Genomic DNA, 26,101 nt, shown 5'->3' with positions numbered 1-26,101 from the left:
GCTACGGAGTGGGAGTGGATTTCGCCGAACGCTCCACAGCGGTAAGGGCAAACCCGGGTTTGAGGCCTGTGACGTGAAGGCCGGTTAGCTCGTGGCTGGCCGCAATGCGGGTAGGCAGGAAGAATAAGGGCACCCAAGGCATTTCGGCTTGCATCAATGTTTGGAACTTCCGCAGCAACTGCGCCCGGCGCGTGGGGTTTTCAGCTACAGCAATGGCGTCGAGGAGCCGGTCACTCGCTGCCCCACTGTAGCCCGTTGTGTTGCTCTGGCCAATGGCGCGCGAATGCAGCAGCGGCGCAAGGTTGAACATGAATGGATTGCCCTTGAGCGTGCGCACGTACATATCAAAGTCGCTGGTGCGCAAAGCCGTGGTAAACGAGCCCGCTTCGGTGGGCAACAGCGAGACGGCAATTCCCAGGCTCGCCGCCGCGGCCTTGAATTGGAGCGCAATGGTCGCGAAAGTGGTTTCATCGGCCCGATAGCGCATGGATACCTGTAAAACCTCGGGCTGTTTGCTGCCCGGCCGGGTCCGGACCCAGCCTGTTTCGGTGCCGGCCCGGCGCTGCCAGCCCGCTTGGCGAACAAGCGCCTCGGCTTTGGCGAGGTCGAACGGCACGGGGGCAAGGCTGTCGTTGTAATTCTGGCGGTCCAGCGGGCTGATGATGCCGACGGTTTGCTGTCCTTCGCCCATCTGGGTGGCCTGCAACAAGCCCGCCGCATTAAAGCAATGGCTCAGCGCCCGCCGGGTCAGGGCATCGGCAAGGGCCGGTCGGCGGGTATTAAAGCCGGCCGTTACCACATCGTAGGATGGCACCGAGTAAAAGGAGAGCGCAGGCCGCGCGGCCGTCGCCTTGCGCAGCCGCGCAAATTCTCGAGCAGGCATTTGCGGGAAAATATCCAAGTCGCCGCGTTGCAGGGCCAAACTCGCCGTCGCGGCATCTGGAATGATGACGAAAGCCAACTTCTGAGAGCGGGCCTGCAGCACGAACGGCGTGGGCCGGAGCCGGCTGCCCCACCAGTTTGCCTTGCGGCGAAAGGCGAGGTACCGGTCTTTTTCCCAGGCGGTTAATTGGTAGGGGCCGCAGCCTGGTAATTTGCCGGGGGCTAGGGCGCGGTAGCGCCGGGCCACGGCGGCCAGTCCCGAATCGGGGGCGTTCTGGGGGCGGCGCTGCAACGCGGCCAATGAAAAGCGCCGCAACTCGCCTTGAGGGTCGAGTGCGGCTTCTGGCAGAATAAAAAAGTCGCCCGTGGCTTGTTGGTATTCCGTTCCTTGACCGCGGCATTCCAAGGTGAAGCGGCGCGGGTCGTGCGGGTCGGGAATAAGGCCTTGGATAAACCCAAATTGGAGGCGTGAAGTCTCGTTGGGCACGCCCGGGCAAAACATCAGCTTTAAGGTAAACGCCACATCCGTGGCCAGCACGGGCCCGCCGGTATCCCAGGTTGCCGCCGGGCGGATGCGGTAAGAAACGCGGGTCAACGAATCCCCAACGAGCTCAGCCGTAGGAAGGGCTTCGGCCAGTGCAGGGGCTATTTCCTTTTTAGAAAAATCGGCTTGTAATAAGCTGACATGCAGCAGATTCGCGGCGTCAAAAGCCTGCTGGTTAGGCAGCTGTAGCGGGTTCAACGACTCGGGGTCATAAGCACAGCGCACCCGAATGGCGAGGTCCTTGCCCTCGGGCGCAGAACAGCTTTGACTACAAAAACCTATTGCAGCACAAAGCAGAAAAAAGGCCGAAGAATGAGGCTTCATGCGAGGTGTCTAAACTGCCGTTTATGCAGCAGCGAAGCAAGATAGACACGAAACGTGAGCGCCGGGAAGACCTAGGCGGCGATGATGTCGCCAACCCAGCCGCCGGTGCCGCCCACTGAAGCGATATCGCCGACCCAACCACCAGTTCCACCCGCTACAGCGATATCGCCAACCCAGCCGCCAGTACCGCCTACGGCCGCAATATCACCAACCCACCCGCCGGTTCCACCAACCGCGGCAATATCGCCAACCCAACCACCGGTGCCGCCCACTGCAGCGATGTCGCCAACCCAGCCGCCGGTGCCGCCCTCACCACTTACTGCGATGCTGGTGCTCGCTCTGACCGAGTTAGCCTGAACGGTGGCAGTTTCCTTAGCAACACCAGACGAGAGGCTAGCGAATTGGAGCAGGGCGATGGCGAGGAGATTCAGCACGGCGTTTATCGATTAAGAGGTGTGTCAGATGTTTGAGTGACACAAAGTTGACGCATCCTGCTACCGTACAAAAGGACAATGTTGCCTTAAAACAGACTTGTTCTTTGGTAATAAACTATGGTATTTTAATATGTTAAAAGAAAATGAAGAGCAATTCCGTTTTCCTAACGGTGTTATTTAGTTTGACCGTTAAAAAAAAAGGCTCAATTTGTGACGTCAAACCCTTGAAATGGGGATGAATAATCACGATACAAAGATTGTAGGGCGCAAAGCAATGAAAAAAGGAAATAAGCGGCGCAAATGCGACATGGGTTTGCAGAGCCGTCTGATTGCAAAAAGGCTCAACAGGGGCTTGTAGAAGACTTTTATCATGAATGAAATTGCGAATTTGGCGCGAATTGTGACATTCCGGAGCTTGGCTTCTTTGCCCGTGTTGGACTTGCGGGGCAAGCAGTCGAGCAAGGAAAATCAATTTGTAACCATTTTGACCAAGTCGCCCGACGCTACCCAGCTGCAAGTAGTGAAGGCGCTATACGGAAAAGCAACGCCGGCAAATGTGCGGGCGCTGCAGAAGCTGCAGTCCCGGGTGCGAAGTAAGTTGCTGAACCAGCTTTATTTCCTAGACCACTCGGACCCAAGGCATTTGGTATCGCGGCGCTACGAACTGGAGTGCTTGGACCAGCTGCATAAGGTGAGCATTCTGTACGCCGAACGGGACTTCAAACTGTCGGAGCGCTTGCTGCAGCGCTGCCTGCGCCTGGCCGAGGCGGGAGAATTTACGCAGTACGTGGTGCAAAGCGCCCGCATGTTGCGCAACCTGCATATGGAACAGCGGCAGGCCATTCCCTACAAGAAAACGGTGAAAGTGCTGCTGAAGGCGCAGCAAGTGCTGGCCCTGGAAGACGAGGCCGAGCAGCTGTACGCCGATACGCAGCTGGCCCTAAACGGCACGGTGGCCGCGCGCCGCGCCGTGCTGGTGCTACTGCCCACCCGCATTGAGCAACTGGAAGCCTTGCACCGCCGCGCCCGCAGCTTCGTAACGTATAACCTCGCCTACCGGGCGCGGCTGGCGTACGAAGAGCTGCAGGGAAACTACGTTGAGATGATTCGGGTGACGGCAGCGGCTTCCCGGCGGCTGCGCGAAGGCAAGCTCAATGCACGGCGCTTCGACTTGCGTTTCAATCACTTCGTGAGCATTTACGCCTATTTGCGCAGCCGGCAGCCGGTGCAGGGCTTGCGGCTAGCAGAGCAGTATTCGCGCGATTTTCACCCTTCGTCCAACAACTGGTTCTACTTCCAAGAGCACCACATGTTGCTGGCGCTGCACGCGCAGCAATACGAACGGGCCCAGAATTTGCTGGCGATAATAGCCAAAAATCCGGGCTACCCCAATCAGCTCGAAACAGCGTTGCAGCGTTGGGATTTATATAAGAGCTACCTCGAATTTGTGCTGCCTCCGCAACGCCTCACCACGGCCCGGCAGCGGCAAATGGCCCAATGGGTGTTGCAACTGCCCGAGTACAGCCGCGATAAGCGCGGGCACAACGTGGCCATTTTGGTGCTCCAGCTGCTGCACTTCCTGCGCGAACGCAACCTGGAGCAAGTGCTGATGCGCCTGGAACGGCTGCGCAAGTACCAGCAGCGGCATTTGTACGAGCCCACCACCTTGCGGAGCCGGCTGTTTCTGCGCCTTTTGCAGCTGATTGTGGAAAAGAACTTCGAGGCGGCGCAGGCGGCCGAAAGGGGCGCGGTCCTTCTGGAGCAGCTACGCGACACCCCCCCGCCCGGCGAGGCGTTTGCTGAAGTCGAAATCATTCCCTACGAGCACCTGTGGGAACTGGTCCTGGGCTTGCTACGCGAAGGCCCGCCCGTGCCAAACGACCTGGTGACTGGATAGCTGGGAACATGAACGGTACCGGCGGTTTTCGGCGCCCCAAAGATTATTTGCCGGTCACTTTAAACTCGGTGCGGCGGTTGAGCTGGCGGTTGGCTTTGTTGGTATTGGGCGCTACGGGACGGGTTTCGCCGTAGCCCGCGGCGGTGAGGCGGGCGGCCGCAATGCCGTGCTGGGTAAGGTAAGCAACCACGGCTTGGGCGCGGCGCTGGCTGAGGTCCTGGTTTTTGGCGGCTTCGCCCACATCGTCGGTGTGGCCGGCCATCTCCAGCTTCAGGGCCGGGGTTTCGGTGAGGAGCTTTTGCAGGCGCTCCAACTCGGCAGTGCTTTCGGGGCGTAAAGACGCTTTGCCCGTATCGAAGAAAATGTTCTTCAACACAATGGTGACGCCCATTTCCAGCCGCTTGAGGGGAATGTCTTTCACTACTTCGGCGTAGGCGGCGCCAGCGGGCAGGTCGAAGTTTTCGGAGTGAAACAAGTAGCCTTCCTGCCGCACCACAATGCCGTAGTTGGTACCCGAAGGCAAACTCACCAAGTACCGGCCCGAAGTGGAGTTGCTGCGGAACGTGGCAATGGTCTGGCCGCTGGTGTTGTCGATGAGGTCAATGGCCGCTTCCACGGGCTGCTTGGTGGCGTCATCGGTCACGGTGCCTTTCAGAATGGTGACCTGGGCGGTGGCTACTTCCACGGCCGGGGCCAGCACGGTTTGCTTCATGGGCGCGAGCCGCGAGGCCAGCAACTGGTCTTCTTCGCTCAGCAGGGGCTGTTTTTCGGGGCCGAGAAAGGTGATGCGGTAGATGTCCTTGGCGCCCAGCCCGCCGGGCCGGTCGCTGGAGTAGTAGCCGTGCCGCCCCGACGCCGAGGTAACAAAAAACACGTCGTCGTCGGGCGTATTGATGGGCCAGCCCAGGTTTTCGGGCTTGCTCCACTTGCCGTTTTCAAACACCGACTTGAAGATGTCGTAGCCGCCCATCGTGTTGTGGCCTTCCGAGGAGAAGAACATGGTTTTGCCATCGGGTTGCATAAACACGCCTTCTTCGCCGTAGGCCGTATTAATTGTAGAGCCCAGGTTCACGGGCGGCGTCCGGCTTTCCAGCTCTACCTTATAAATGTCGGAGCGGCCCAGGCTGCCTTCTTCCCGGTCGCTCACGAAGTACAAGTATCGACCGTCGGGCGAGTAACTGGCCGACGTTTCGTGGCTGCGCGTGTTGATGCGCGAGCCCAGCTGCTTGGGCTTGCCCCAGGCGCTGCCGCCCAGGTTGGCCTCGAGAATGTCGCCGCCGTTGGCATTGGAGTATACCAGCATGCGCTGGCCGTCGGGCGCGAGGCCCACAGTGGCGTTGTGTTCGTCGGTGTTCACGGGCGCGCCCAGGTTGGCGGCGCGGCTCCAGGCTTTGCCCGTCCAGGTCGCTTGGTAAATGTCTTCGAAGTAGCCGTTGCCCTCGGGGTCCTTTTTGCCACCAATCGAGCCGGCCCGCCGGGAGGTTATGACAATAGTCGACTCGTCGGCCGATACCACGGGCCCATAGTCCGAATCGGCCGAGTTCAGCTCCGGCCCGGCATTGTCGACGAACACGCGCACGGGGCGAGCCATCAGCAATTGGCCGTTGCGGCACTGCTGAATGTAGCGCTGCAAATCATTTGCCGTCAGGGCGTCGGCGCTGCCGTTGCGCGTATTGCCGCCCACGGGCGGGGCCAACTGGTATTCGGCAATGGCTTCGCGCCACTTGGCACTCAGGTGCAGGGCGCGGGCCAGCAGGAAGTGCGTGCGTGCATCGGCGGTGGCGTCGAGCTTGGCGGCTTTTTGCAGATAGGGAAGGGCAGCCGTTTTGGTGGTCGAATGCAGGTAGCAGTCGCCGATTTTCACGTTCAGGCCCGCGTTGTTGGGGTTGAACTCCTGAGCGGCCAGGTAATGGGGCAGGGCCTGGGCGTAGCGGGCCGGGTCGGCGCTGTATTCGGTGTCGCCTTCTTTCATCTCGCGCATTGCCTCGCGCAAGCCTTCCTTGTTCTCAGAAAACTGGTCTTTGCTAAAGGCCACGCTTTGGGCCGCCGCTTGGAACGTAGGAGCCAATAGCAGTAGCAGAAACAGGCGGAAGAGGATAGGCATTGACATAAATAAAAGGGGTAGGAACGTGCCTTGACGCGTTCAATCAGTGCACCGGTAGCAAAGTGCGGTTTGGGTGCCGAATGCGCCTTCTTACTGGGCTTCACCTGCGCAGCCGGCGGCCGCGGCGTAATTATCGCCGGCCGCAATGCCCAGTTCGGCGGCTTTGCGCCAGTCTTGGCAGGCTTCGTCGGCTTGGCGCAGCATTTCGCGGGCGTGGCCGCGGTTGAGGTAGGCCTCGGCGTAATCGGGTTTCAGCTTAATGGCTTGGCTGGCGTCGGCGGCAGCCGGCGCGTATTTCTCCAGCTTGAGCTGGGCGGCGGCCCGGTTGTTCCAGGCATAGGCATAAGCCGCATCGAGCTTGATGGCTTGGCTGAAATCGGCAATGGCGCCGGCGTAGTCCTTGTTTTCGAAGCGCGCACTGCCCCGGTTGCTGAACGCCAGTGCATTGTCGGCTTTCTTTGCGATGTAGGCGTCGTAGTCGCGCAGGGCTTGGGGCAGCTGGCCCGTGCGGCGCTCGGAGGTAGCGCGGTTGAGCAGGGCCGCCAGCAGGTCGGGCTGCAGGGTCAGGGCCTGGGAATAGTCTTGGGTAGCGGCGGCGTAGTTGCTCAGCTTCTGGTTGGCGCTGCCGCGGTCGTGGTAGGCGTAGGCCATTTTGGGGTCGGCCTTGATGGCGCCGTCAAAGTCATCGCGGGCCGCTTGGTAATCGCCTTTTTCAAAGCGCAGCACGCCGCGGTTGTACCACGCCGGGGCGTAGTCGGGCTTGGCTTTCACGGCTTCGGAATAGTCTTGGTCAGCTTCGGCCGGCTGGTTCTGGGCTTCGCGCACCCGGGCCCGGCCAAAGTAGCCCGCGTAGTTGCCCGGTTCCAGCTTCAGGGCTTGGTCGTAGTCGGCCAGCGCCTGCGAATATTCTTTGAGTTCGTAGCGAGTAGCGGCGCGGTTGGCATAAGCCGCCGCAAAATCAGCCTTGGCCGCAATGGCCTGGTCGAAGCTGCGCAAGGCGGCCGAGTAGCTTTGGGCATTGAAGCTGGCCAAGCCGCTGTTGTACGCCTTCTCTGCCAGCTGGGGGCCGGGCAGCGTGCTGGCCCGAACGGTGTCGACTTGGGCGTAGCCTACAAGTGGAAGTGCTAGTAATAAGGATAATAGTAGAGGCTTTGGCATAATAGCTAGAGAGAAATCAGTTTAATGCTCGTGCTAAGCGAAGATATTGGATTTTATTATTCAGCACGTTGTGCACGGGTAGAATTTTAAATAAAAATCGGGTCAGTATCAGGGCCTGTAAATTATTTTAACTAGCCTGTTTTATTATTATGTTAAGTGAAATGGGCTTAAATATTATGGAACTTATTAGTATTTATAGCTTCAGAATCCAGCAAATGTAGCGTATTCATCGTCTCACACAAGAGCTATGAAAGAGGTAGTTTGCCACAGTCAGGTGCTCTTCGAATCGGTGCCCTAACTGAGCGGAAATCCCTTGGCCAGCCAACGGGGAGCAGTCGTGCTGAAATTGCGACCTTAATTAAGTCAGAAGCGTTGCTGAGTTGTTTGGTATCCGCTCCCTTGTCTTCTCTGTTGATGAAACCTGCCGAAGAAACCCTTTCCGCTGCCGAAACCAACCGCTACAGCCGCCACTTGCTTCTGCCCGAAATCGGCTTGGTGGGCCAGCAAAAGCTGAAAGCCGCCCGCGTGCTGGTGGTGGGCTGCGGCGGGCTGGGCTGCCCGGTGCTGCAGTACCTCGCCGCCGCGGGCGTGGGCACGCTGGGCTTGCTGGATTTTGACACCGTGGACGACAGCAACCTGCAACGCCAGGTGCTGTACGCCACCACCGATGTAGGCCGCCCCAAAGCCGTGGTGGCTGCCGAAAAACTCCACGCCCAAAACCCGTTTATCGAGCTGCGCACCCACCAAGTGCACCTCACGGCGGCGAATGCGCTGGAACTGTTTGCCGACTACGATTTGGTGGTGGACTGCTCCGACAATTTCGCCACCCGTTATCTAGTCAACGACGCCTGCGTCATCCTGGGCAAGCCGTTGGTGTTCGGCGCTATTTTCAAGTTTGAAGGCCAGGTTTCGGTGTTTAACTACCAGAATGGCCCTACCTACCGCTGCCTGCACCCTACGCCGCCAGCCCCGGGTGAGGCTCCTAGCTGCGCCGAAATCGGGGTGTTGGGCGTGCTACCTGGTTTGGTGGGCACGCTGCAGGCAACCGAGGCGCTTAAAATCATTCTCGGTATCGGGGAAGTATTGAGCGGGCGCCTGCTGCTGGTGGATGCGCTTGGAATGCGGTTTCAGCCCATTCGCTTCCGGGCCGTGACCGCCAACCAGCAATTCACGGCCCTGGCCGCTGACTACGCGGCATTTTGCGGCGAAACTCCAAGCGCCGACGGCGCGGCGCAGGCCCCCGAAATCAGCGCCGAGGAACTGAAGACTTGGCAGCACAGCGGCCGGCCCTTGCAGCTGCTGGATGTGCGCGAGCCGCACGAATACGCCCAGTACCACATCGGCGGCCGCCTGATTCCCTTGGGGGAACTGCCAGATAATCTCGCTAAAATTCGCGTCGATGTTCCGGTGGTAGTGCATTGCGCCAGCGGCCGGCGCAGCCAGCAAGCCGCCGCCCTGCTACTGGCCCACGGCTGCGTCACGGTGTATTCGCTCCGCAATGGCTTAGCCGATTACTAAGGGCCGCCGGTGCAGGCACGCCCGCGTTGTCGCGAACCAGCGAGACGCTAGACGTTCTGGAAATTCCCGTCCGGGTTGGGCCAGGCCGCGAGCAGGGCGAGAATACGGTCGAGGCGCGCCTGCTTGGACGCCGCCCGCCGGGCCACAGTGGTGGGCGTCCAGTAGCGGTGGTGGGTCAGGAAATTGGCTTGCAGCTGATACCACTCGTATTCGTCGGCGATTAGCTCGCGGGCGGTCAATTCTTTGAAAAGGCTGGTTGAAATTGGCTCAAAATCGGGCCGGCCCAGGTAGTCGAGGTCGGCGTCGCACAGGATTTCGGCCAGCTGGCTGCGCGGTTCCTGGGGGTACTGCGTAGCCATTATCATGACACAAATCTGTTCGATTTGGTCTGGGGAGTAGCCGAAGTCCGGCAGCGTGACCCGGACCAGCTCGCAACCTTCGGCTTCGTGTCCTTGGTAAGTCCGCAAAAAGCCGGCGTCGTGGTACAGGGCCGCCGTGCGCAGTAGGCACAGTGCTTCCGCGTCGGTTACGCCTTCGGCTGCGGCGAGCTCCATGGCCACCGCCGTCACGTCGAGGGTGTGGTGCAGGCCGTGGTAGTAGAGCGTGGGGGAGAGGCCCCGGCGTAGCTCCTGTACGATGTATGCTTCGGCGGCTTGGGCGTGCATGCGGCTGGGCGCGGAAACCGGAGCATCCAGCCCCGCGCCAACGTAAAGCAAGTACTTAAAAATGAAAATACAAACATCCAATGGCTGGTGCTGAGCAGTGGCTGCGGGGCCAGGGCAAATGCGCTGCCGGGGCCTCCAATTCAATTGCGGATTTTATAAACTTCTGACGAAAAAAATGCTAGTGAAGCGCCGGGTCCCGCGCACCAAGCAGTGCAGTTGGGAACCCCGCTCGGGCTAGGCAATGCCAGCCGGGAGCAAACGCCAAAGCACGGGGATGTGAAAAATGATTAGTTCAGAAAATAATATATAACGAAAATAATATATAACGAAGCAATATTTACTAAAAAACTTGGTTTTTGCTTGAAATTCAACAACCACTGTTAGTAGTGTTGTGTTATAGGCGCCTATTTAGGTATAGTAAATTGAACGTTCTGTGCAATCGGGTGCACCGATTCATCAATCTTTACCAAATGGAACGTGCCGCCTGCTATTCTTTCTGGTACTAACATTTAGTATGGCATGCTCCTTACCCCAGCTTTTCTACCGTTTGCCTGCCATGAGTTGTCAAGATAATCTCCTTTTGCCAGGCTGCAGCAGGCCCCGGTTGTTGGCGGGTATGGCCAGCAATGCGCTGCCCCATTTGCCTGCATCAAAGTCCTGTCTTTGCCCATGAAATGGATACTGACAGTCCTGGTCGTTTGGGGCATGTGTGCACCCTTGCAGGCACAGCATCGCTACTGGGATGCGGATTATGACTCCTTGGCGGGGACCCTGCCCCAGCAACGCACAGATACGGCCCGGCTCCGAACGCTGGTGCACCTGCTCGACCTGCGCCCATCCAACACCCAGGCCTTGCCGTTGCTCGACCAGCTTTTGGCCTTGAATCAGCGCGCCAATGCGCTGAACGAAAAGCCTTACCGCCGCCTGCGGGCGGGCCTCGCGCTCTGGCACCAGCCCGCCGTGGAGATGGTGGCCCTGGACAGCATGCAAGCAGCTGTAACCGAGTTTGACCGGGCCGGGCGCGCCATTCCCTGGCTGCTCATTGACTTGGTCACGCTCTTCAACCGCTTAAATGCGCTGGACGAACGCAAGCAGTACTACGACCGCAAATTGGCCTTCTACCGGCTGCGCGGCGACGATGAGAACGTGGCGGCCTGCTACTTATCGCAAGGTGCCTACTACCGGCGCATGGGCGACTACAACCGCGCCATCAACAGCAGCCTGCGCGCGGCCGATATGGCGCAGCAGTTCAGCCGAAACCTGTACCTCAACGAGCTGCTGGTAACCGGCGCCATTTATGCTGATTGGGACAACGCCAACAAGGCGGTTCAGTACCTGAGCAAAGCCCTGGCCCAGCCCGAATTCCGGCAGGTGCAGGGCCAGAACCGGGTGTTTACCTACGTGGCGCTCTCGAAGCTCTACTTGCAGCAGCAGCAACACCAGGCCGCCCTGCGCGCGTCCGATTCGGCCCTGGCCGCCCGCGTGGTCGACCCGCGCGAACAGAGCATGATTCGGGCGCATGCGCTTGTGCAAAAAGCGGCGGTGCTGCTGCAAATGAAGCAGGTAGAGCCCGCCGGCCGCCTCCTGAAGCGCGCGCAGCACCTGGAGGATTCGCTGCGCTTGCCGATGTCGGACAAGCCGGGCGAACTGGAGATTGACGCGGCCTGGGCCCGGTACTACACGGCCCGGCAGGACGATGCCCGCGCCGAAACCCACTGGCTTTTGGCTTACCAAAAAGCAACGGCGGCCAAACTCGACCGCCTGCGCCCCAAGTATTTGCAGCAGCTAGCCGCCTTCTACGACGCCCAGGGGCGGCCTACGGAGGCGCAGCGCTATTCCCGCATTTACATGGCCCTAACTGCGGCCTTTAATGCGGCGCAAAATTCCTTTCATGTGGCGCAGTACGAGAGCGAGCGGGTGGAGCAAGCGCAAAACACGCAGATTAACAACCTCCACCAAGCGCAGGCCGTGCAAGCGGAGCGCCTGCGGCTGGGCAATTGGCTGCTGCTAGGGGCGCTGCTGGCAGTGGTGCTGGTTTCGGGATTGGGAGCGTTGATTTACCAGCAATTGCGCACCAAGCGGCGGGTGCTGGCCCAGCTTCGCCAAACGCAGTCGCAGCTGGTGCAGGCCGAAAAGATGGCCTTTCTAGGCGAGCTCACCGCCGGCATTGCCCACGAGCTGCAAAACCCGCTCAACTTCATGAAAAACTTCGCCGAAGTCAGCACCGACCTCGTCGACGACATCAACAGCGAAGGCGCCGATGGCCGCCCCAATTCCGGGCTGGAGGGCGAAATTTTGGTCGGGCTCAAGCAAAACCTGCAGCAGATTAGCCAGCACGGCCAGCGCGCTTCGGCCATCATCAAGGGCATGCTGGAGCACTCGCGGGCAGGCGTGGGACAGCGCGTACCAACCGACCTCAATGCCTTGGCCGGCGAGTCGCTGACCTTGGCTTACCAAGGCTTTTGTGCCCACGACAAGTCGTTCAGCGCGCAGTTAGAGATGGATTTTGACCCCAAGCTGGGCCTTGTGTCCGTGGTGACGCAGGACATAGGGCGGGTGTTGCTCAACATCTGCACCAATGCCCTGCACGCCGTGCGCGAACGCCAACAGCAAGCCGCCGCGGCCGGCGCTGCTTACCAGCCCACGGTAGCGGTGAGCACGTGCTGCCGGCTGCCTGGGCGAGAAGTTGAAATCCGGGTACGGGACAACGGGGCGGGGATGAGCGAGGCGGTGCGAGCGAAAATCTTCGAGCCCTTCTTCACGACCAAGCCGGCGGGGGAGGGCACGGGCCTGGGCCTGTCGCTGAGCTACGACATCGTGACCAAGGGCCACGGCGGCACGCTCACGGTAGAGAGCCGCGAGGGCCACGGCACCGAGTTCCTCATCGCCCTGCCGCAGTAGGAAGTAGAACACCCAAAAAGCTTGATTCTGGGGCAAGATATGTTTGGCAATCAGTTATTATAAGCTCGACACTAAGAGCTGGCTGACCATTTGGAGGTTTCTTTGCGCTACATGAGAAGAATCTACCTTCTTTTAATGGTGACATTGCTGGTTCCGTTTGGACTGCTGGCGCAAAAGCTTTCATCTGAGGAGCTGCGCACCGCTTTGCAAGCCCAGCCGCGGGCCGACACCGCCCGGGTAAACCGCCTCAATGCGCTGGCGTTGGCGTTGCGCAATACAGAAGTCGAAGAGTCGGCGGGTTTGTTTCGGCAGGCGTTGCGGCTAGCGCAGCAGCTGGCGTACACAGCCGGCGCCGCGGAGGCCCGTTTGGGACTGGGGTTCTACTACCGCCACCACGGCGAGTACGGGCTGTCCCACACCTACTCCGAGCAGGCGCGCCAGGATTTTGCCCGCGTTGGTGACCGCGAAGGCCAGACCCGGAGCCTGTATAATTTGTCGGCGGGGTATTCGGAACAGGGCCGGTACGTGAAGTCGCTGGAAGCGAATTTGCGGGGGCTGGCGCTGGCCGAAGCCATGCACGACCGGAAATGGATGGCTTTTCTTAACACCCGTCTCGGCGTCACCAGCACTTTTTTGGGTGAGTACGAGCACGCTTTGGATTACCTTAACCAAGGCATGAAGTGGGCCAAGGAATCGGGCGACCCCCAAAGCATTGGCAACGCGCACGCGGGCTTGGGCGACCTAGCCCGCATGCAGGGCCAGTGGGCGCAGGCACAGCGCAGCTACGAGCAGGAGGCCATTATTGCGCAGCAAACGAATAACCAAGCGGGCCAGCTGTTCGAAGAACTCAACATTGGCGAGATGGCGGAGCGCCAGGGAAAGTACGCCCAAGCGTTTACGCACGGGCTGCACGGCCTTGCCGAAGCCCGGCGCCTGCACGTATTGGCCGAAGTGCCCCGCGCCCAACTGCTGCTGGCCCGCGCCTTGCTGAATACGGGCCAGCCCGACAGTGCCCTCGTCTACGCCAAAAAAAGCCTGCAGGGCTCGCAGCGTAACGGCACCAAAACGTTCAGCCGCGACGCCAGCGAAGTCATTGCCCAGGCGTCTTACCGGCTTGGTCGCTACGCCGATGCCTACCGCTACGAGCAACTGTTTAGCTCCTACAAAGACAGCCTCAATAGCAGCGACCTGCAGCGCCGGGCTGCCGTGCTCGAGTACCGGGCCGACCTCGCCAAAAAGCAAGCCCAAATTGGCTTGCTTACCAAAAACGACCAACTTATCAGGAAGCAAAACCGCGCCCAGCAGTGGTTTCTGCTCGGGGCTTTGCTGAGCTTGGGCGCAGTGGCTGCCCTGAGCGCGGTACTCTGGCGCAGCAACGGCCAAAAGCGCCGCGCCTATGCCTTGCTCAAGCAGCAGCAGGACGAGTTGCATGCCGCCCAAGGCCAGCTGGTACAGGCCGAGAAGTGGGCTTTTGTGGGCGAACTCTCGGCTGGCATTGCCCATGAGCTGCAAAACCCGCTCAATTTCATGAAAAACTTCGCCGAAGTGAGCGTGGCCATGTTGAGCGCCGAAGACAAAGGGCGCCCACCCGGCCGCCCTGGCGCGGCCGAGCTGGAGAAAGAAATTATGGCCGGTTTGAAGCAGAACCTGCTGCAAATCAGCCAGCACGGCCAGCGCGCTTCTTCTATCATCAACGACATGCTGGCCCACGCCCGGAGCGGTACCGGCCAGCGCGTGCCCACCGACCTCAACGCCCTGGCCGGGGAAGCCCTTGCCCTGGCCTACGAGGCCCTGTGCGCCACCGACAGCGGCTTTCGCGTGCTGTTGGTGAAGGAATTTGACCCCGAACTGGGCGCCGCTAATGTAGTGCCGCAGGATTTTAGCCGGGTATTACTCAATCTGTGCGCCAACGCCTTGTATGCCGTGCGCCAGCAGCAAGCGGCGCTGGCCGGCCAGCCTGGCGCCTACGAGCCCACCGTCACCCTCAGCACCCGGCGAATTGCCGACCACGCCATTGAAATACGGGTACGGGACAACGGGGCAGGGATGAGCGACGCGGTGCGGGCGAAAATCTTCGAGCCCTTTTTCACCACCAAGCCGGCGGGGGAAGGCACGGGCCTGGGCTTGTCGCTGAGCTACGACATCGTGACCAAGGGCCACGGCGGCACGCTCACGGTGGAGAGCCGCGAGGGCCACGGCACCGAGTTTCTCATCACCTTGCCCCGCTAAGGGCATTGGGGCGTGTACGCACCGGGCGGCGTTGGCGCTACCGGGTGGCGCTTGGCTAAAAGCGCGGGAGGCGGCAGCGCATACCGGCAGCTTTATTGCTATTGCCAAGTGTATCTTGGCGGTGCTGAAAATTAGGGTTTGAGCTAATATTTTTCTTCTCTACTACCCTGCTACCGCGTTTTTGCTGCAATGGAAGCCACCCCTAGTAACGGTCAACTCCTGTTTTTGGCCCCGCTCGCCCTGCTGATTATTAGGGGCTTGCGCCGCTTTTTGGACTTGCCGGCCCGGTTGTCCTGGAACAACCTGCTGAGATACATCTGGGTGCCCGGCGTCGTCCTGTTCTTAATGGGGTGGGTGTTCAATCTCCATAGCCCGTTGCTGGTGGATGGGTACTGGCTGTTTGTGCTGCTTGTGGTGGCGACCGTGCTGGTGGCCTTGCGCGACTACCGCCCGGCCCGCACGCTGCTGCTGGCCCTGGCGCCTTTTCTCATCAACAAGCTCCTCGAATTTGTGCTGACCGGAGCCGATGGGCGCCTGCCCAAGCGCTTCGACCAAGTGCTGGATACCACGCAGGGATTCGCCATTGTTTGGCTGATTACCTTCATTATCATCGCCCGCAACCAGAAAAAGACCCTGGAACAGGAGCGTTTGCAGCGTGAGGAGGAGGAAAAAGCCAAACGCCTTATCGAAGCGCAAAATGTGGAGCTGGAGCGGCTGGTGGTGGAGCGCACCGCGGCCCTCACCTTTCAGGCCGAGGAGCTGCGCTCGGCCCTCACCGAGCTGCGCACGACCCAGGCCCAACTGGTGCAGTCCGAAAAAATGGCCAGCCTGGGCGAACTCACGGCCGGCATCGCCCACGAAATCCAGAACCCGCTCAACTTCGTCAACAACTTTGCCGATGTGAGCGTGGAAATGCTGGCCGAGCTGCGCGAGGAGCAGGCCCGCCCCATCCGCGACCCCGAGCTGGAGGCCGACCTGCTGGCAGACATTGCCCAGAACCTCCAAAAGATTCACCACCACGGGCAGCGGGCGGCCAGCATCGTGAAGGGCATGCTGGAGCACAGCCGCGCCAGCAGCGGCGAGCGCCAGCCCACCAACATCAACCACTTGGCCGACGAGTACCTGCGCCTGGCTTACCAGGGCCTGCGCGCCAAAGACAAAACCTTCAACGCCACCCTCAACACCGAATTTGCGCCCGACCTGCCGCTGGTGCAGGCCATCGGCCCCGACCTGGGCCGGGTGCTGCTCAACCTGTTCAGCAACGCCTTTTATGCCGTGCGCCAGCGCCAGCTGCGGGGCGAGGCCGGTTACGCGCCCACCGTCACGGTGTGCACGCACCAGCGCGGCGACCAGATTGAAATTAAAGTGCGCGATAACGGACCGGGTATTCCCGAAACTGTGCGCCAGAAAATCTTCCAGCCGTTTTTTACCACCAAGCCCAGCGGCGAAGGCACTGGCCTCGGCCTTTCGCTGAGCTACGACATTGTAACCCAAGGCCACAGCGGGACGCTCACGGTAATTTCGGAGGAAGGAAAATACACCGAATTTCTGATTAGCTTGCCTATTAATCAGGCCGACTAGTGCCTGATTTGCCTTGCAGAGGGGTTGCTTTCTTCGGGCTCGCAGTATTTTAAGTTTACTATAATAAAATCCCTTTTTCTTCATGTGTTTTCGGCTGAGCCTCTTGGTGCTGTTGCTGCTGAGTGGACTAAACTCAGCGGGCGCGGCGCCGTTGCCGGTGCCTGCCCAAAGCCGAACCGTGGACAGCCTGCGCCAGCTACTAGCCCAGCCGCAGCCCGACACCCTGCGGGTGACTGTGCTGTGCCAGCTCAGCGACCAGCTGTGGACGCAGCGCACCGATTCGGCCGCCGTGTACGCCCGCAAAGCCCTGGCCCTGGCCCGCAGCATCGGCTACCGCCAGGGCGAAGGCGAAGCCCTGAACCGCCTCGGCGCCGCCCTGCGCGAAAGCAACCTCGCTCGCTCGCTGGAGCTATTTCAGCAGTCGCTACGCATTGCCAAAGCCACCCGCGACCGGGCTCTGGAAGCCCAGAACCTGCGCAGCATCGGCATTATTTACGTGTATTTGCGCGACAAGCGCCAGGGCTTGTCATACTACTTCCGGGCCCTGAAAATTGCCGAAGAGCTGCGGGCCGAACGCCGGATTGTTTTGGAGTTGAGCAACATTGGCTTGGCCTACGACTTGTTCGACCAGCTTGATTCGGCCAAGCTTTTCCAGGAGCGCGCCTTCGCGCTGGCGCGCCGGCTGCGCACGCCCACCAACTACATTTTGTATGGGCTGGGCAACGTGGCCCGCAAGGAAGGCAAGCTAGACCAAGCGGCCGCCTTTTACCGCGAAAGCATTGCCGAATCGAAGAAAGTGCGCCATTTGCGCAGCCTCAATTTCGCCTACGTGGGAATGGCTACGCTCTACCAGCAAATGGGCCGGCTTGATTCCAGCATTTACTACGCCCGCCTGGGCTGCCAAGCTGGCCAAACCAACGGCTTTCTGCGGGGCGTGCTCAATGCCAGCACCTTGCTCACCAAGGACTTTAAAGTGCGCGGCTGGCCCGATAGTGCCCTCAAATACCAAAGCATGATGCTGGTGATGAAGGACACGCTCTTTGGCCAAGAAAAGGTGATGCGCCTGCAAAGCCTGAACTACCGCGAGCAGCAGCGCGCGCAGGAGGCCGCCGCCAGCCAGGCCGCGCTCAAAACCCGCTACCGGACCTATGCCTTTGTGGCGGGCTTGGTTGGCCTGCTCACGCTGGCCTTGCTGCTGGGCCGGCACGCCCGCCAGCAGCAGCGCGCCCGGGAAGCCCTGGAAGAATCCCTGGGCGAGCTTAAAACGGCGCAGGAGCAGCTGGTGCAGCGCGAGAAAATGGCCTTTCTGGGCGAGCTCACGGCCGGCATTGCCCACGAGCTGCAAAACCCGCTCAACTTCGTGAAGAACTTCGCCGAAGTCAGCACCGACCTCGTGGATGAGATTACCGGCGAACACCGCGACCCTACCCGCAACTCGGGCTTGGAACAGGAAATCTTGGCTGGCCTAAAGCAGAACCTGCAGAAAATCAGCCAGCACGGCCAGCGCGCCACGTCCATTATCAAGGGCATGCTGGAGCATTCGCGCACGGGCACCAGCCACCGCGAGGCCACCAATCTGAACGCGCTGGTGGAGGAAAGCCTGCGCCTGGCCTACCAGGGGGTGCGCACCAAGGAAAAAGAGTTTAATGCACAACTCACCACCGCGTTTGCCCCCGACCTGCCCCTGGTTTCGGTGGCACCGCAGGACTTGGGGCGTGTGCTGATTAACTTGTTTACCAACGCGTTTCATGCCGTGCAGCAGCGCCAGCGCCAAGACGGCCAACCGGCCTACCAACCCGAAGTGACGGTGTCCACGCGGGCCGTAGCAGGCGGCGTCGAAATTCACATTCGCGACAACGGCACGGGCATGTCGGAGAAGGTGAAGGCCAAGATTTTTCAGCCTTTTTTCACCACCAAAGCCGTGGGCGAGGGCACGGGTTTGGGCCTGTCGCTCAGCCACGACATAGTGACCACCGGCCACGGCGGGAGCTTGCTGGTGGAAAGCGAGGTAAATGCCGGCACCGAATTTATCGTGGCGTTGCCGGCCTAACCGGCGGCAAGCCCTAACTTTGGTGCCAGTTCATCCCTGAAAAATCTAGTTATGAAAATCCTGGTTGTTGATGACGAAACCGATGTCCGCGACTTGTTTCAGCAGCGTTTTCGGCGTGAAATCCGCAGCGGAGAAATGAGTTTCAGCTTCGCTTTTTCGGGCGAAGAAGCCATGACCTACCTGCGGGCCCACCACTCGGAGGTCCTGATTATCCTCTCTGACATCAACATGCCCGGCATGAGCGGGCTGGAGTTGCTCAGCCACGTGAAGGAGGAGTTTGAGATGCCGCCCACCACCATGATGATGATTACGGCCTACGGCGACGACGAAAGCTACAGCAAAGCCATGGAACTGGGAGCGAACGATTTTCTGACCAAACCCGTGGATTTTGCGGTGCTGAAGGATAAATTGCTACAGTTGATTCCCTAGAGCTGCTGTTTGAAATAACGACAAGTAGAACGGTTCTGCTGCGGCAGTGCCCACCACGAACCGTTCGATACCACGCCCGGCCAAGCTCTTAACTCCGCTATTGCTATGAAGACCAAAATACTGGTGGTCGACGACGAAGCCGACCTCGAATTACTCATCAAGCAGAAGTTTCGGCGCAAAATCCGCGAAAGCGTCTACGAGTTTGTCTTCGCCAACAACGGGCAGGAAGCCTTGGCTCGCATTGACGAAAACCCCGATACCGACGTTATTCTCAGCGACATCAACATGCCGGTGATGGACGGGCTAACCCTGCTCACGCACACCCACGCCGAGCACCCGGCCATGAAAACGGTCATCGTATCGGCCTACGGCGACCTGGGCAACCTGCGCACCGCCATGAACCGGGGCGCGTTTGACTTTGTGGTGAAGCCCGTGGATTTTCAGGACCTGGAGCTTACCATCGAGAAAACCGCCGAGCAGGTGCGCCAACTGCGCGACACCCTGCGCGCCATTCAGGAGAACAACATCCTGAAGATGTACGTCGACGAGACGGTGCTCAATTTCATGACCCGGCCCGACTTCGAAAACCGGCTGCTGGCCAGCGAAACTGTGGAAGCCACCGTCGTTTTCCTCGACATCTGCGGCTTCACTTCCTTGGCCGAAAAGCTGGCGCCCACCGACGTGGTGAGCCTGCTCAATACCTACTTCGACGTGATGGTGAAGGAAATCATCGCGCAGGGCGGCTACGTCGATAAGTTCATGGGCGACGCCGTGATGGCCGTTTTCCGCGGCGAACACCACCTCGACCGGGCCATCGACGCGGCGCTCTCGGCCCGCTCGGCGCTGCAGAAAAGCGACGCCCCGCTACCGCCCGGCTTCGAGTATCGCCCCCAGGTCAGCATCGGCTTGAACACCGGCGAGGTGGTGTCCGGCAACATTGGCTCAGCTTCGCTCAAGCGCTTGGATTACACCGTGATTGGAGACGTGGTGAACGTGTCGCAGCGGCTGCAGGCGGCGGGCAAGCCCGGCCAGATTATCATCAGCGAGGCCGTGTACCTTAAAGTAAAGGAATCGTTTCAGTGCCAGTTCGTGAGCGAAGTGAAGCTGAAGAACAAGTCCTTGCCCGTGAAAATTTACGAAGTGGTAGAGTAGCCGCGCAATCCTAGCCGGCTAGCTCGCGCATCTTCTCGTTTTGCTGTCGAATGCGCTGGCACAGCATGCGCATGATGTTGCGCAGCACTTCGCCGCGCTCTTCCATCACGTCGTAAAAATCTTCCTGGTCGAGGCGGAACGCCAGCACCTGGCTCAGCGCCGCCGCCGAGGCCGAGCGCGGCTCGGTGTCGAGCAAGGCCAACTCGCCAAAAAAATCGCCGGGCCCGAACGTCGCCAGCTGCTGGCTGCCGTTGAAAATTCCCACCTGCCCGTCGTGCACAATGAAAAGCGAAGTGCCAATGTCGCCTTTGGCAAAGATTTCCTCGCCTTCCTGAAACGTCACTTCCCGCATAATGGGCACGATGCTGCTCAGTACGTTTTCGGGCGTTTGGGCAAACAAGGCGGTGCTTTTGAGTACCACCACGCGCTCCAGGGCAGAGATGCGGGCGTCGGCGGTAGTGGGGGCGTGGCTCATGGCTGAAAGTGGAGAAGGCAAATCGGATAAAGGCTGGCCCGTATGCGTGACCAGCGCGGCGGCCGCTACTGCTGCACTTTCGCGCAACAGCGGAATGGTGGCTTGCAAGTAAGGCAATAGCAGCGCGGCGGCATCGGTTTCGGTGGGTTGCCAGTGGCGCAGGGCCACGCTTAGCGTCCAGGCGGTGAAGGCGCTGTGGCCGCGGCGGAGCAGGAACACCGGCAACGCTTCCGGAAGGGCAGCCGCTGGGGCTTGGGGCAGTGCCACTGCTGTCCCGCGGGCTCCGGCTGCCTTTTTAGCGGCAACGGACCGCGGCGGACGGGACGGAGTGGTGAGGGTGGCGAATAGCCGGGCTTTTTCCGCCACGGGCGTGTCGTCGAGCAGGGCCTGCAGGCCTTGGTAAATGGGCCGGGGAATGAGGTTGTCTAGTATTTCCAGGGCATTGGCCTGGCGCTCGCGGGCGGCGTGGGCCACGTTGCGCTGCGCCGTGGCCACCAGGTCGGCATCGTAAAGCTGGGCCAGAATGCCAAATACGCGTTGGTGCAGCAAACCCAGCTCGTAATGGACGGTGGCTTGCAAGGCGAGCGGTTGGGTCGGCACCAAGCCATGCAGCAGTTGGGAAGCCAAGCGGAATTCCTCGCGCAGCAACCGCTCAAAAACGGACTGTTCAGCGGACGTCGGGGAAAAGTGGCGCAAGGCGCGCAGCGCCACCAGCCGGAAAAACAAATTGGAAGACTGGGCCAGCTCCACCAGCGCCGTCCGGCTGGCCGGGGCATCGAGGCGTTCGAGCACGGCGGCCAGCCGATGCGTCAACACGTTGCTGGTTGACTGCTGAAGCGCTTCGCGCAGCGAGGCCACTACTGGCGGGCCCAGCGCCACGAGGCTATCGGCGGCGGGCTGCCACCGCTTTTTGTCGCCCAGTGCCCGCACCAAGTAAGGCGCAAGCTCGACGTGGCCCAAGGTGCCAATGGCGCTCAAGGCGGCATGGGCTACCGTTGCATCCGCATTGGCTAAGCTCCGGTCCAGGAGTTGGGTTTGCGTATCAGCGGGAAAAAATATCAACAGCCCCAACGCGGCACAGCTGGCTTCCGGCGAAGCCTCCTGCAGAAGCTGCTGGAGGCTGTGGCGGGCCAACTCATGGTCGGGCAGCGCTTCAAGGCTGCCTCGGATGGCACCTTGGCGGGCGGCCAAGTCCGGGCCGGCCAGCAAGTTCGCTAGCCCGGGAGAATCGGGGGGGGCACTCGCAAACTGCTGGGCGGCGGCTTCGCGCACGGCCGGGGTGGGGTCGTGCAAGGCCAGGGCGTGCAAGGATTCGGGGGGCAGGGGCCGTACTTCGGGAGTAGCCAGCAAAGCCAGGCGCACCCGTTCGTCGGGGTGTTGGAGCAGCGTGGGCGCGTGGCTGGGCAGGGCCGTTGGCTCGTGTTGGCGAAGCCACGCCACGGCGTTCAGGACTTCGGTGGGGCGGGGGCTGCGCAAGTGAGCCAGCACAACCTGGCGGGCGGCCTCGGGCAGGGCTAGCTCGGCAGTGTCAGCAAAGCGGCGGCCCAGCCCGTCCTTCAACTCTGCTAGATAGCCGCGGTAGGTGCGCCGCAAAAACCACAGCGCCAGCACCAGCAGCCCGCCCATCCAGGCAAAAGGAATCCAGCCACCCAGCATATCACCCGCGCCCAATGCCAAGAAGAGCAGGCCAGTTAGGCCCATGCCCAGCGGCTCGTAAAAGCCTTTGGCCAGGGTGTGAGCCGCCAGGCGCTGCTGCGGGGCCAGGGGTTGAAAGAGCACCAGAAACACGGGGTCAAACACGGTGCGGCGCAACACTTCCAGCAGCAGGTAGAGACCGCAGAAATAGGCTAACAAAGTGGTTTGGCTGGAAGCACCCATGACTTGCACGCCGCCAAATACCACCAAACACACCAGCGCTACGGCCGGCAGTAGTTGCAGCGACCATTGCACCCCGTACCGGTCCAGCGCCTGCCGGCTTACCAAGAGCTTAAAAAACATGGCCGCCAAGTAAGTCAGACCCAAGACCCAGCCCACGGAGCGGGTGATGTCTTCCGACGCATGAAACCGATGCTTCACGTTGATGAAAAACATGTACTCTACCCCCGAAATCACGGCGGCGATGGCCACCAGACTCAGGCACATGGCCAGTACCAATTCGCTGCCGCCAAACAAGCGCTTCACCAGGGGCGCCGAATTGTGCTGGGACTGCCGCACGGGCCGGGCAGCGGCTTCCACCACGTGCGAGCTGAGGGTGGAACGCAGTGCAAACAACGCCCCCAGGTAGGCCGCAAACGATACGCCCAGCAGCACCGGCAGCTGCGCATCGCCGTGGATGAGGGCCGCCAGCAGGGCGCCCAGCGCTTTGGCCGGCATGTCGCCCGAACTGATGACGCTAAACAGGCGCTTGCTCTGCCGCACATCGAACACAACCGCCGAAACGCCCCAGAACTCCAGGTTGGTGAGCAGGTAGATGACGCGATACCCCACCATAATGGCCGCCGCCGCCGCCACGGAATGGCCCACCGCCACCAGCACGCCCATGACGCCGGTAAGGGCCACCACGGCCAGCAACACCCGCACGGCGAGTTTTTTCAGCAGGTAGTGGTGCTCGAAGTAGGTGTAAACCTTGCTCACGGCCATCATGGCCAAGGCGCCGGCAATGTAGCCGAGGGGCAGGCTGTGCGCGGGGTCGTGCTCAAGCAGCAGCACGTTGGCCGCGACGTACACCAGCACCGAGCCGATGCCCAGCAGGAAATTGTGCAGCAAAAACAGCCCCACGGTGCGGGCTTCGCTGGTTTTGATGCCAAACAGGCGTTGCAGATAGGTGGCAGAAATCATGCGGGAAGGACGCCGGCACCACCGGGCACGGTCGTAGCCAAAGATACGGGCGCCGGGTCCCTATTTCGGAATAATTGATTCCTTGGGCATTTGCCCCAAATGCCTTCCCGCAATGGCGCAGGGCGCTTGTTTGCTAACCAGAACAGCAACCAACCCGGGTCAACACACCGTTTTCAACAGCAAAGCCTTCTCAACAAAACAGGCCCTTGACAATGTGCCAAGGGCCTGTTCGAGGAAAAAGTGTTACGGGGCGGGTAACTGGTTTCTTATTGGGCGGGCGGGTTGGAATACACTTTGATGGGCCGCGTGAAACTGTTGTTGCCTTCCAGCCATTCGCTGATGAGGTTGCTTTTGTCAATGACTGCGCCGAGCGAGAACGTGCCCGCTGCAGTGGGCTTCCAGTTGTTGGCCGTTGCGGGTAGCAGGCGCGCCTGGCCCGGCAACAGCGGCTGGCCAATGCCGGCGAGGCTGGCCACCGGCGCATTGCCTACGCTGAAGGCAATGTCGAGCTTGCTGGCCCCGCTGACCGGTGCGGTGCCCATGTTTTTCACCATGGCATAAAAAGTAACCGCCTGACCAGGCAAGGGGAAACGCGGCACCGTGAACACCTGCGTTATCTTCAAATCGGGCTTGGCCGGGGCCGCTTGCAGGGTGAAGGCGCCACCCAAAGGCAGGTTATCAGAGGCGCTGCCAACTTTGAAGGCGTAGGCTCCCGGGTGTACTTCGTAGGCTTTGGTCTGCTCGTTCCACTGGTAGAAATCCTCGGCCGAAAGCGTAAAGGTCACGGTTTTCTTCTGCTTCGGTGCCAGCCCGATGCGCTCGAAACCCTTGAGCTGTTTCTCAGGCATAGGCAGCTTCGACGACTTATCCAGCACGTATAGCTGGACGACTTCATCGCCGGCCACGGCCCCGGTGTTCGTCACGTCCACGCTAATGGTGACGGGCGCCCCAGCGGCGGCCGTAGCGGCCGGCAGCTTCAGGTTGGTGTACTGGAACGTGGTGTAGCTCAGGCCCGCCCCGAAGGCAAACTCGGGCTTCATGCCTTTCTTGTCGTAGAGGCGGTAACCCACGCCGTTGGCATCGCGCAAGTCGTCGCCCCAGGCGGGCAGTTGGGCATCGCCGGTGGGCATGGTCACGGGCAGGCGGCCGGCGGGGTTGTAGTCGCCTACCAGCACGTCGGCCAGGGCAGTGCCGGCCTCCTGGCCCGCGTAGAAGGAATAGAGCAGCGCCTTGGTGCGCGGCAGGCTTTCGTGCAGGGCGCACACGCCGCCGCTCTGCACCACTACAATCATCTTGGGGTTGGCTTTGGCGAGGGCGTTGATGAGGGCCTGCTGCTGGCCGGGTAGCGTGGCCGACCTGTTGGCGCGGTCGTGGCCCGAGTTGTATTCTTCGCCTTCCTGCGTGCTGTCGAGGCCGGCAGCAAAGATGACCACATCGGCTCCGCGGGCCAGCTCCCGGGCCAGCTTGAAACCGGAAGTGTCGGCGCTGTTCATGTCGCAGCCCTTGGCAAACGAGATTTTGTTGAGGCCCAGCTTCGTTTCCAGGCCCTGTTTCAGGCTGACGGAGTAGGGCGGGCTGGTTTCGCTGCTGCCGTAGCAGTTCAGGTTGCCCTTATCAGCATTGGGGCCGATGAGGGCGATGCGCTTCACGGTGGCCTTGTTCAGCGGGAGCAGGTTATCCGTGTTTTTGAGCAGGATGATGGATTCGCGGGCGGCCTGCTGGTTGAGCTTGGTGTGGGCCGGCGTGTTGGCATCGGCCTTGCTGCCCTTGGGGTAAAAGTCCAGCAGGCCGGCCATGATTTTCGTGCGCAACACGTTGCGCACCGCTTCGTCGATGGCCGACATGGGCACGGCGCCGCTTTTTACCAGTCCGGGCAGGTCTTTGGTGTAGTCGTCGCTGCCCATGCACACGTCGTTGCCGGCCATGATGGCCTTTTTGGTGTCGTGCACCGCGTCCCAATCCGACACCACATAGAACGGGAAGCCCCAGCGCTCGCGCAGTACGGTGTTGAGCAAGTACGGGCTTTCGGCCGCGTGTTCGCCGTTGAGCAGGTTGTAGGCCGACATCACGCTGAGCACGGCGCCTTCCTGCACCACGGTGCGGAAGTGGTAGCCGTAGTGCTCCATCACGCCGCGGTCCGTAAACAGCTCGTTTCGGGTGTGGCGCGTGGCCTGCTTGCCTTCAATCATGAAGTGCTTCACGGTGGCCATCACCGGCGTGGTTTGAATGCCTTTGGCCATGTGCGACTGTACCTGGCCAATCAGAAATGGGTCTTCGCCGCCGCTTTCGGCGCTGCGGCCGCCGCGCGGGTCCTGGGCCAAATCGATGCACGGCCCCAGTTGCTGGTGCTTGCCAAACGCCCAGAATTCCTCGCCCATGGCCTGGCCCACTTGCTGGGCGAGGCTGCGGTTCCAAGTAGCGACCATGCCCATGCCGGTGGGCCAGGCTATGGCTTTTTGGAAGCGCACGCCGTGCGGGCCGTCGTCCATCACAAAGCCGGGAATGCGGAGCCGCGCGTTGTCGGGCGTGGTCATGAAGCTGTTGTTGGTGAGCTGGGCCAGCTTTTCTTCGGTACTCATCGCCGCCAGCAGCGAATCGATGCGGGGTTCTAGGCCCAGCTGCGACGCCTGAGCTGACTGTTTCTGCGCCTGCGTGTTGCAACCGGTGGAGGCCAGCAAGGCTCCCAAGCCGAGGAATAAATGAAGGCAAAGGTGTTTTTTCATGAAAGAGACGGAGGGCAAACGAGAAAAGACGGAGACGAACAATGCCAGAGAAGGAACGGGGCGCACTTGGTTGGGTACTGGCCACGCATCCCACCGCGTATGGCCCCAGGTGGCCCGTTCCTTCCGCATGGCGCTCGTAGCGGGTAGGCACCGGCGTCGGCAGTGCCGAATGGAGTCTCACCATTCCTTCGGCACGA

The 26,101-nt window shown here is 60.7% G+C and carries 15 protein-coding genes; 8 read left to right on the top strand and 7 right to left on the bottom strand.

Annotation, left to right across the window (positions count from 1 at the left end):
- Position 1: 1 nt before the first annotated feature.
- Both I2I05_RS17030 and I2I05_RS17025 read right to left on the bottom strand, forming a co-directional pair.
- Positions 2-1,750, bottom strand: coding sequence for an ABC transporter substrate-binding protein (locus tag I2I05_RS17030; RefSeq protein ID WP_196283460.1), 1,749 nt, complete (start codon positions 1,748-1,750; stop codon positions 2-4).
- Between the two features lie 71 nt (positions 1,751-1,821).
- Positions 1,822-2,184, bottom strand: a complete 363-nt coding sequence (locus I2I05_RS17025; protein WP_196283459.1) for a hypothetical protein — start codon at positions 2,182-2,184, stop codon at positions 1,822-1,824.
- Between the two features lie 370 nt (positions 2,185-2,554).
- Between I2I05_RS17025 and I2I05_RS17020 the strand changes: the two genes are divergently transcribed.
- The gene (locus I2I05_RS17020; protein ID WP_196283458.1) at positions 2,555-4,081 is read left to right on the top strand and encodes a hypothetical protein; all 1,527 of its coding nucleotides are present in this window, start codon (positions 2,555-2,557) and stop codon (positions 4,079-4,081) included.
- A 43-nt stretch (positions 4,082-4,124) separates the two neighbouring features.
- On the opposite strand, the gene I2I05_RS17015 is transcribed toward I2I05_RS17020, so the two are convergent.
- Together I2I05_RS17015 and I2I05_RS17010 are read right to left on the bottom strand one after the other, a co-directional pair.
- On the bottom strand, positions 4,125-6,185 hold the full coding sequence (locus I2I05_RS17015) for an OmpA family protein (protein WP_196283457.1): 2,061 nt from the start codon (positions 6,183-6,185) through the stop codon (positions 4,125-4,127).
- Between the two features lie 90 nt (positions 6,186-6,275).
- Positions 6,276-7,343 carry a tetratricopeptide repeat protein gene (locus I2I05_RS17010; RefSeq protein WP_196283456.1) on the bottom strand — a complete coding sequence of 356 codons (1,068 nt, stop codon included), beginning with the start codon at positions 7,341-7,343 and terminating at the stop codon, positions 6,276-6,278.
- A 414-nt stretch (positions 7,344-7,757) separates the two neighbouring features.
- Between I2I05_RS17010 and moeB the strand changes: the two genes are divergently transcribed.
- Entirely contained in the window at positions 7,758-8,861 is a 1,104-nt protein-coding gene (gene moeB, locus I2I05_RS17005) for a molybdopterin-synthase adenylyltransferase MoeB (RefSeq protein ID WP_196283455.1), read from the top strand.
- A 47-nt stretch (positions 8,862-8,908) separates the two neighbouring features.
- On the opposite strand, the gene I2I05_RS17000 is transcribed toward moeB, so the two are convergent.
- Positions 8,909-9,577 carry an HD domain-containing protein gene (locus tag I2I05_RS17000; RefSeq protein ID WP_230688387.1) on the bottom strand — a complete coding sequence of 223 codons (669 nt, stop codon included), beginning with the start codon at positions 9,575-9,577 and terminating at the stop codon, positions 8,909-8,911.
- A 618-nt stretch (positions 9,578-10,195) separates the two neighbouring features.
- Between I2I05_RS17000 and I2I05_RS21960 the strand changes: the two genes are divergently transcribed.
- From I2I05_RS21960 to I2I05_RS16970, 6 genes are all read left to right on the top strand, one after another.
- Entirely contained in the window at positions 10,196-12,427 is a 2,232-nt protein-coding gene (locus I2I05_RS21960; RefSeq protein WP_230688386.1) for an ATP-binding protein, read from the top strand.
- Between the two features lie 111 nt (positions 12,428-12,538).
- Positions 12,539-14,656 carry a tetratricopeptide repeat-containing sensor histidine kinase gene (locus I2I05_RS16990; RefSeq protein ID WP_196283454.1) on the top strand — a complete coding sequence of 706 codons (2,118 nt, stop codon included), beginning with the start codon at positions 12,539-12,541 and terminating at the stop codon, positions 14,654-14,656.
- 189 nt (positions 14,657-14,845) lie between these two features.
- A complete protein-coding gene (locus tag I2I05_RS16985) occupies positions 14,846-16,237 on the top strand; it encodes a sensor histidine kinase (RefSeq protein WP_196283453.1) in 1,392 nt (463 codons plus the stop codon).
- Positions 16,238-16,319: 82 nt separating this feature from the next.
- Complete coding sequence (locus tag I2I05_RS21955; protein WP_230688385.1) at positions 16,320-18,287, top strand: ATP-binding protein; 1,968 nt, start codon at positions 16,320-16,322, stop codon at positions 18,285-18,287.
- A gap of 51 nt (positions 18,288-18,338) precedes the next feature.
- On the top strand, positions 18,339-18,716 hold the full coding sequence (locus I2I05_RS16975; protein ID WP_196283452.1) for a response regulator: 378 nt from the start codon (positions 18,339-18,341) through the stop codon (positions 18,714-18,716).
- A gap of 105 nt (positions 18,717-18,821) precedes the next feature.
- Positions 18,822-19,868, top strand: a complete 1,047-nt coding sequence (locus tag I2I05_RS16970; RefSeq protein ID WP_196283451.1) for an adenylate/guanylate cyclase domain-containing protein — start codon at positions 18,822-18,824, stop codon at positions 19,866-19,868.
- Positions 19,869-19,878: 10 nt separating this feature from the next.
- On the opposite strand, the gene I2I05_RS16965 is transcribed toward I2I05_RS16970, so the two are convergent.
- Both I2I05_RS16965 and I2I05_RS16960 read right to left on the bottom strand, forming a co-directional pair.
- Positions 19,879-23,181 carry a cyclic nucleotide-binding domain-containing protein gene (locus I2I05_RS16965; protein ID WP_196283450.1) on the bottom strand — a complete coding sequence of 1,101 codons (3,303 nt, stop codon included), beginning with the start codon at positions 23,179-23,181 and terminating at the stop codon, positions 19,879-19,881.
- A 266-nt stretch (positions 23,182-23,447) separates the two neighbouring features.
- Positions 23,448-25,904, bottom strand: coding sequence for a glycoside hydrolase family 3 C-terminal domain-containing protein (locus tag I2I05_RS16960; protein ID WP_196283449.1), 2,457 nt, complete (start codon positions 25,902-25,904; stop codon positions 23,448-23,450).
- Positions 25,905-26,101 lie beyond the last annotated feature (197 nt).

The organism is Hymenobacter jeongseonensis, from assembly GCF_015694725.1.
GTDB classification, from domain to species: domain Bacteria; phylum Bacteroidota; class Bacteroidia; order Cytophagales; family Hymenobacteraceae; genus Hymenobacter; species Hymenobacter jeongseonensis.
Note: the sequence above shows the minus strand (reverse complement) of the source record. Positions and strands in the feature narration are given on the sequence as shown.

Excerpts from the sequence above, each read along its gene's own strand:
- I2I05_RS17030 (WP_196283460.1), bottom strand. The coding sequence starts at position 1,750 with ATGAAGCCTCATTCTTCGGCCTTTTTTCTGCTTTGTGCTGCAATAGGT.
- I2I05_RS16975 (WP_196283452.1), top strand. The coding sequence starts at position 18,339 with ATGAAAATCCTGGTTGTTGATGACGAAACCGATGTCCGCGACTTGTTT.
- I2I05_RS16985 (WP_196283453.1), top strand. The coding sequence starts at position 14,846 with ATGGAAGCCACCCCTAGTAACGGTCAACTCCTGTTTTTGGCCCCGCTC.
- I2I05_RS17010 (WP_196283456.1), bottom strand. The coding sequence starts at position 7,343 with ATGCCAAAGCCTCTACTATTATCCTTATTACTAGCACTTCCACTTGTA.
- I2I05_RS16965 (WP_196283450.1), bottom strand. The coding sequence starts at position 23,181 with ATGATTTCTGCCACCTATCTGCAACGCCTGTTTGGCATCAAAACCAGC.
- I2I05_RS16970 (WP_196283451.1), top strand. The coding sequence starts at position 18,822 with ATGAAGACCAAAATACTGGTGGTCGACGACGAAGCCGACCTCGAATTA.
- I2I05_RS17015 (WP_196283457.1), bottom strand. The coding sequence starts at position 6,185 with ATGCCTATCCTCTTCCGCCTGTTTCTGCTACTGCTATTGGCTCCTACG.
- I2I05_RS16960 (WP_196283449.1), bottom strand. The coding sequence starts at position 25,904 with ATGAAAAAACACCTTTGCCTTCATTTATTCCTCGGCTTGGGAGCCTTG.
- I2I05_RS16990 (WP_196283454.1), top strand. The coding sequence starts at position 12,539 with ATGAGAAGAATCTACCTTCTTTTAATGGTGACATTGCTGGTTCCGTTT.
- I2I05_RS21960 (WP_230688386.1), top strand. The coding sequence starts at position 10,196 with ATGAAATGGATACTGACAGTCCTGGTCGTTTGGGGCATGTGTGCACCC.
- I2I05_RS17020 (WP_196283458.1), top strand. The coding sequence starts at position 2,555 with ATGAATGAAATTGCGAATTTGGCGCGAATTGTGACATTCCGGAGCTTG.
- I2I05_RS21955 (WP_230688385.1), top strand. The coding sequence starts at position 16,320 with ATGTGTTTTCGGCTGAGCCTCTTGGTGCTGTTGCTGCTGAGTGGACTA.
- moeB (WP_196283455.1), top strand. The coding sequence starts at position 7,758 with ATGAAACCTGCCGAAGAAACCCTTTCCGCTGCCGAAACCAACCGCTAC.